Origin of the sequence: Intrasporangium sp. (assembly GCF_051961875.1) — a bacterium.
Classification (GTDB): domain Bacteria; phylum Actinomycetota; class Actinomycetes; order Actinomycetales; family Dermatophilaceae; genus Intrasporangium_A.
On sequence record NZ_JBQCCV010000037.1, the window covers coordinates 1 to 6,041 of the forward strand.

General features: G+C 69.7%; 4 protein-coding genes and 1 pseudogene. 4 read left to right on the forward strand and 1 reads right to left on the reverse strand.

The window, feature by feature from the left end:
- The 4 genes from kdpB to ACTHJJ_RS02200 form a co-directional block, all read left to right on the forward strand.
- The coding region (gene kdpB, locus ACTHJJ_RS02185) for a potassium-transporting ATPase subunit KdpB (RefSeq protein WP_440301299.1) at nucleotides 1-1,389 on the forward strand (1,389 nt) is incomplete at its 5' end.
- Nucleotides 1,390-1,410: 21 nt separating this feature from the next.
- On the forward strand, nucleotides 1,411-1,992 hold the full coding sequence (kdpC, locus tag ACTHJJ_RS02190) for a potassium-transporting ATPase subunit KdpC (RefSeq protein WP_440301300.1): 582 nt from the start codon (nucleotides 1,411-1,413) through the stop codon (nucleotides 1,990-1,992).
- A gap of 17 nt (nucleotides 1,993-2,009) precedes the next feature.
- Nucleotides 2,010-4,532: a DUF4118 domain-containing protein gene (locus tag ACTHJJ_RS02195; RefSeq protein ID WP_440301301.1), complete on the forward strand. Its 2,523-nt coding sequence runs from the start codon at nucleotides 2,010-2,012 to the stop codon at nucleotides 4,530-4,532.
- Nucleotides 4,529-5,206: a response regulator transcription factor gene (locus ACTHJJ_RS02200; RefSeq protein ID WP_440301302.1), complete on the forward strand. Its 678-nt coding sequence runs from the start codon at nucleotides 4,529-4,531 to the stop codon at nucleotides 5,204-5,206. Before ACTHJJ_RS02195 ends, ACTHJJ_RS02200 begins: the two co-directional genes overlap by 4 nt.
- Nucleotides 5,207-5,231: 25 nt before the next feature.
- Here ACTHJJ_RS02200 and ACTHJJ_RS02205 read toward each other — a convergent pair.
- Nucleotides 5,232-6,041 (reverse strand): annotated as a pseudogene (locus ACTHJJ_RS02205) (IS3 family transposase); the annotation flags it as partial.

Here is a 6,041-nt window from a genome sequence, read left to right on the forward strand (position 1 = left end):
GTCATCTTCGTGATCACTGTGATGGCGCTCCAGCCGCTGTCCATCTACTCCGGCGAAGTGCAGTCGCCCGTCGTGCTCGTGGCCCTGCTCGTCTGCCTCATCCCGACGACGATCGGCGCGCTCCTGTCCGCCATCGGCATCGCCGGGATGGACCGCCTCGTGCAGCACAACGTGCTCGCCATGTCCGGCCGGGCGGTGGAGGCGGCCGGCGATGTCTCGACCCTGCTGCTCGACAAGACCGGCACGATCACCTACGGCAACCGGCGCGCGACCGAGCTGCTCGCGGCACCCGGGCTCGACACCGAGCAGATCACCCGAGCGGCATACGTGTCCTCGCTCGCGGACGAGACACCGGAGGGCCGCTCGATCGTGGACCTCGCCGCACGCGCGCTCGACGCGCCCACCCGCGCTGCCCTGGACCGCCTGCCCCGTGAGGGGGCGACGTTCGTCGAGTTCACGGCGCACACCAGGATGTCTGGCGCCGATCTGCCCGACGGGACGGCCTACCGCAAGGGCGCGGCCGACGCGGTCGCCCGATGGGTGTCCGGCCATGGCGGCGAGGTGCCGAGCGACGTGATGACGGTGGTCGACGGCATCGCGACCTCCGGCGGCACCCCGCTCGTCGTCGCGGTCCAGGAACCGGACCGGACACCCCGGGCGCTCGGCGTCATCCACCTCAAGGACGTCGTCAAACCGGGCATGGCGCAGCGGTTCGCCCAGCTGCGGACGATGGGGATCCGGACCGTCATGATCACCGGTGACAACCCGCTGACGGCCAGGTCCATCGCCGCCGAGGCAGGGGTCGACGACTTCCTCGCCGAGGCGACGCCCGAGGACAAGATGGCGTTGATCAAGAGCGAGCAGAGCGGCGGCCGGCTCGTCGCGATGACCGGCGACGGGACGAACGACGCGCCCGCCCTGGCCCAGAGCGACGTCGGCGTGGCGATGAACACCGGCACCTCCGCGGCCAAGGAAGCGGCCAACATGGTCGACCTCGACTCCGACCCGACCAAGCTCATCGACATCGTCTCGATCGGCAAGCAGTTGCTCATCACCCGCGGGGCCCTCACGACCTTCTCGATCGCCAACGACATCGCGAAGTACTTCGCCATCATCCCGGCGATGTTCGTCGTGCTCTTCCCCGGCCTGCAGGCCCTCAACGTCATGCGGCTGGCGACGCCGAGGTCGGCGATCCTGTCGGCCGTCATCTTCAACGCGATCATCATCATCTTGCTGATCCCCCTGGCGCTGAGAGGAGTCCGCTACCGACCCCTTGGCAGTACGGCGCTCCTGCGACGCAACATCTACATCTACGGCCTGGGAGGCATCGTGGCCCCGTTCATCGGGATCAAGCTGATCGACCTCGTCGTGAGCCATGTCCCGTTGTGAGAACAGGCTGGTGCGATCCCCATGAACAGCAACCTCAGCTCTTTCGTCAAGCAGTCCTCGGCGGGCCTTCGCGCCATGATCGTGCTGACTGTGGTGTGCGGCCTGTTCTACCCGGCCCTCGTATGGGGCGTCGGGCGGGTCCTCGCTCCCGGGCAGGCGGACGGGTCACTCGTCAGCGCCCACGGGAAGGTGGTCGGCTCCTCCCTCATCGGCCAGCAGTGGGCCGGCAACGAGTGGTTCGTCGGCCGCCCGTCCGCGAGCGACTACTCCGGCACGACCAGCGGCGGCACCAACCTCTCCGGCACGGCGCTGTCAGCGCAGGTGGCTACCCGGGCCAAGGCCGCGCATCTCGACATGGCCAGCGCCCCGCCTGACGCGCTGACCGCCTCCGCGAGCGGCCTCGACCCGCACGTCTCACCGGCGTATGCCGCCGCACAAGTCCCGCGGGTCGCCGCAGCCCGTGGCCTCCCAGACAGCGAAGTCTCGGCCCTGGTCGCGCGCTACACGCAGGGCCGGGTGGCCGGCTTCCTCGGTGAGCCCCGGGTGAACGTGCTCGAACTCAACCTGGCGCTCGCGCGGCTGTCGGCGCAAGTGGCCCGCTGACCTGCGAGGATCGGTACATGGGTCGCGGGTCCCTGCGCATCTTCCTCGGCTCCGCACCGGGCGTGGGCAAGACCTTCGCCATGCTCGACGAGGCGCACCGGAGACGAGAGCGGGGCACGGACGTCGTCGTCGGCATCGTCGAGACGCACGGTCGGGCGCACACCGCGGCCCTGCTCGAGGGCCTGGAGGTCCTGCCCCGAATGACCCTGGAGTACCGCGGCTCGCAGCTGACCGAGCTTGATGCGGCGGCCGTCATCGCGCGCCGGCCGCACGTCGTGCTCATCGACGAGCTGGCTCACACCAACGTCCCGGGATCGGGACACGAGAAGCGGTGGCAGGACGTCGAGGAGATCCTTGACGCCGGCATCGACGTGCTCTCGACCGTCAACATCCAGCATCTCGAATCCCTCAACGACGTCGTCGAGTCGATCACCGGGATCCGCCAACAGGAGACCCTGCCCGACGAGGTCGTGCGCCGAGCCGAGCAGGTCGAGCTCGTCGACATGACCCCGGAGGCCCTCCGCCGCCGGCTCGCCCACGGCAATGTCTACAACGCCGACAAAGTCGACGCCGCCCTCGCGAACTACTTTCGGGTCGGCAACCTCGCCGCACTGCGCGAGATCGCACTGCTGTGGCTCGCTGACCGGGTCGACGAGGCGCTCGAGCGATACCGCGCGGACCAAGGCATCAACGCGCCCTGGCCCACCCGGGAACGCGTCGTCGTCGCCCTGACCGGCGGCCCCGAGAGCGAGACGCTGCTGCGCAGAGGCGCCCGCATTGCCAGTCGCGCAGCCGGCGGCGACCTCATCGCCTGCCACGTCCGGTCATCGGAGGGCCTCGTCTCGGGGGACCCCAGCACCATCGGTCGGCTACGCAGGCTGGCAGCCGACGTCGGAGGCGAGTTCCACGAGGCCGTCGGCCACGACATCGCCGCGGCCATCCTCGATCACGCCCGCGGCGAGAACGCCACCCAGATCGTCGTCGGGGTCAGCCGCCGAGGCCGCTGGCAACAGTTCCTCCGCCCAAGCATCGCCTCCGCAGTCGCAGACGGGTCCGGCGACATCGACGTGCACCTCGTCCCGCACGAGGGATCGAAGATCCGGCCCCGGACGCGACGCACCCAGGCCCTGCCGTGGCAGCGTGTCGCCGCCGGCTTCGTCCTCGCGACAACCGCCACGATCGCCCTGACCGCGATCCTCGTGGCAACCCAGGATGGCCACACCCTCTCCCTCGACCTGCTGCTCTACCTGGCCCTCACCGTCGCCTGTGCACTCGTCGGAGGCATCTGGCCCGCTCTCTTCTGCGCAGTCGGAGGGTCGCTCACCGTCAACTGGTTCTTCACGGCCCCCACCGGCACCCTCACCATCAGCGACCCACCCAACGCGATCGCCCTGGCCGTGTTCATCCTCGTCGCCGTGGCCGTGTCCTGGGTCGTGACCCTGGCCGCCCGACGCACCGAGCAGGCTTTGACCGCGCAGCGCGAGTCAGCAGCACTGGCCGCACTCAGCCGAGACCTGCTCGCCGAGCCCCACCCACTACCAAGCCTGCTGACCCGTGCCCGGGACGCCCTCAACCTGAAACAAGCCGTCCTCACCGAGCCCGGACCCGACGGCAGCCAAGTCGTCGTCGCTGCCAGCGAGGAGTCCCTGCGGGCCGGCTCGCCGCTGCCCGACGACGTCGCATGGACCACCGACGTACCCGTCGACGAGGGCGTGCACCTGCTCCTCGACGGCCCGCCCCTCGCCGCACGCGACCAGCGCCTCGTCAACGCCTACGCCGCACACGCCGCCATCCTGCACGGCCGGGAACAGCTCATTCGCGCGGCTCGAGAGGCGGCCGGCCTGGCGCGGGACAACGCGGCCCGCACCACCCTGCTCGCCGCCGTCTCGCACGACCTGCGCACCCCGCTCGCAAGCATCAAGGCCGGCGTCTCCACCCTCAGACAGGCTGAAGTGAAGCTGACCCCCGAGGACAAGGCCGAGCTGCTCGAGTCAATCGAGGAGTCCGCCGACCGTCTCGATGCGCTCATCGGGAACCTGCTCGACCTATCCCGCCTCGAAACCGGAACCGTCAAGGCACACACCCACTCCGTCGAAATCTTCGACGCTGTCCTCGACACCGTCCGCACGACCTCCGATCCCGCCCGGGTGGCAATCGACATCGGCACCGACCTGCCCCCCGTGCAAGCCGATCTCGGCCTGCTCGACCGCGTCCTGGCCAACGTCGTCGAGAACGCGTTACGACACAGCGAGAGCGAGATCCGCATCACCGCCGGAACACTCGTCGACAAGGTCCAGCTGCGCATCGTCGACCGCGGCCCCGGCGTGCACGACGCCGACAAGGACAGGATCTTCCAAGCGTTCCAACGCGTCGGCGACACACCCCGCGGCGACGGACTCGGGCTCGGACTGGCCGTGGCCCGCGGCCTGATGACCGTCATGGGTGGCAGCCTCAGCCCCGAGGACACCCCAGGTGGCGGACTGACCATGGTCATCGAACTGCCCTCCGCCGACCAGCAGAGGCACGAGGAGGGCGCGTGATCCGAGTGCTCGTCGTCGACGACGACCCACGACTGCAGCGCACTCTCGCCATCGCGTTGCGGGCCCACGGCAATGAGGTCGTCACCGCCAACGACGGCCGCAGCGCCATCCAGACGATCCACGAGGACTCCCCGCAGATCGTCATCCTCGACCTCGGCCTGCCCGACATGGACGGGACCGACGTCCTCAAGCACCTGCGCGCCACCTCCACCGTGCCAGTGATCGTCCTGTCCGCCCGCCACGACTCCGACGACAAGATCGAGGCACTCGACCTCGGCGCCGACGACTACGTGACGAAACCCTTCGGCGTGGAAGAGCTCCTCGCCCGCGTCCGCGCCGCAGCGCGCCGCGTCGGCGACGACAACCGCGGGATCGGCACCCTCGCCACCGCGCACTTCATGCTGGACTTCACCGAACGGCGCGCCACCGTCGCCGGCACCGAGATCCGGCTCACGCCCACCGAATGGCGGCTGCTCGAGACCCTCTGCCGCGAACCAGGCCACCTGGTCACCCAGCAGGAACTCCTGCGATCCGTGTGGGGCCCGGCCTACGGGCGAGAGTCCAACTACCTGCGCGTCTACGCAAACCAACTCCGCCGCAAGCTCGAACCCGACCCCGCCAACCCCGCCCACCTCATCACCGAACCCGGGCTCGGCTACCGGTTCAACCCTTGACCCGTGGAAGCGTGGCGTCGCAGGTTCAAGTCCTGCCGGGGCACTGAACCGCCCCGGGCTCAGTGGAGGCTCGGTCTGACATTTCGTGGGTCTCGGACTGATGCTGGGTGAGGTAGTAGCTCGCTTCGGCTTCGGCCGGGGGGGGGTGTAGCCCAGTGCCTCGATGAGGCGCCGGTTGGTGAACCAGTCGACCCACTGCAGGGTGGCGATCTCGACGTCGTCGGGGGTGCGCCACGGTCGGTGGTGCCGGATCACCCCGGTCTTGAACAGGCCGATGATCGACTCGGCCATCGCGTTGTCGTAGGAGTCCCCGACCGACCCGATCGAGGGTGTGGCGCCGGCCTCGGCGAGCCGCTCGGTGTAGCGGATCGAGGTGTACTGCCTGCCGGCATCGGAGTGGTGAACCAACCCCTGGATCGAGTGCCCGGCGCGTGGCGCTGCCAGATGCCCATCTGCAGGGGCGTCCAGGACCAGGTCGGTGCTCATCGAGCGGGACACCCGCCATCCGGTGATCACCCGCGAACACGTCGATGCAGAACGCGACGTAGACAAACCCGGACCAGGTCGCCACGTAGGTGAAGTCGACGACCCACAGCTAGTTGGGCCGATCCGCGGTGCACTGCCGCTCCACCCGGTCCTCGGGCCGCGGCGCGGCAGGGTGGGGGCGGGTGGTGCGCCGGCGCGCGCCGCGCACCGCACCGGCCAGGCCCTCGGCGGCCATGAGCCGCTCCACGGTGCAGCGGGGCACCCCGATGCCTTCGCGGTTGAGCTGACGCCGCACCTTGCGAGCCCCATAGACGCCGTAGTTGTCCTCATGGACGCGCCGCCGCAGTAC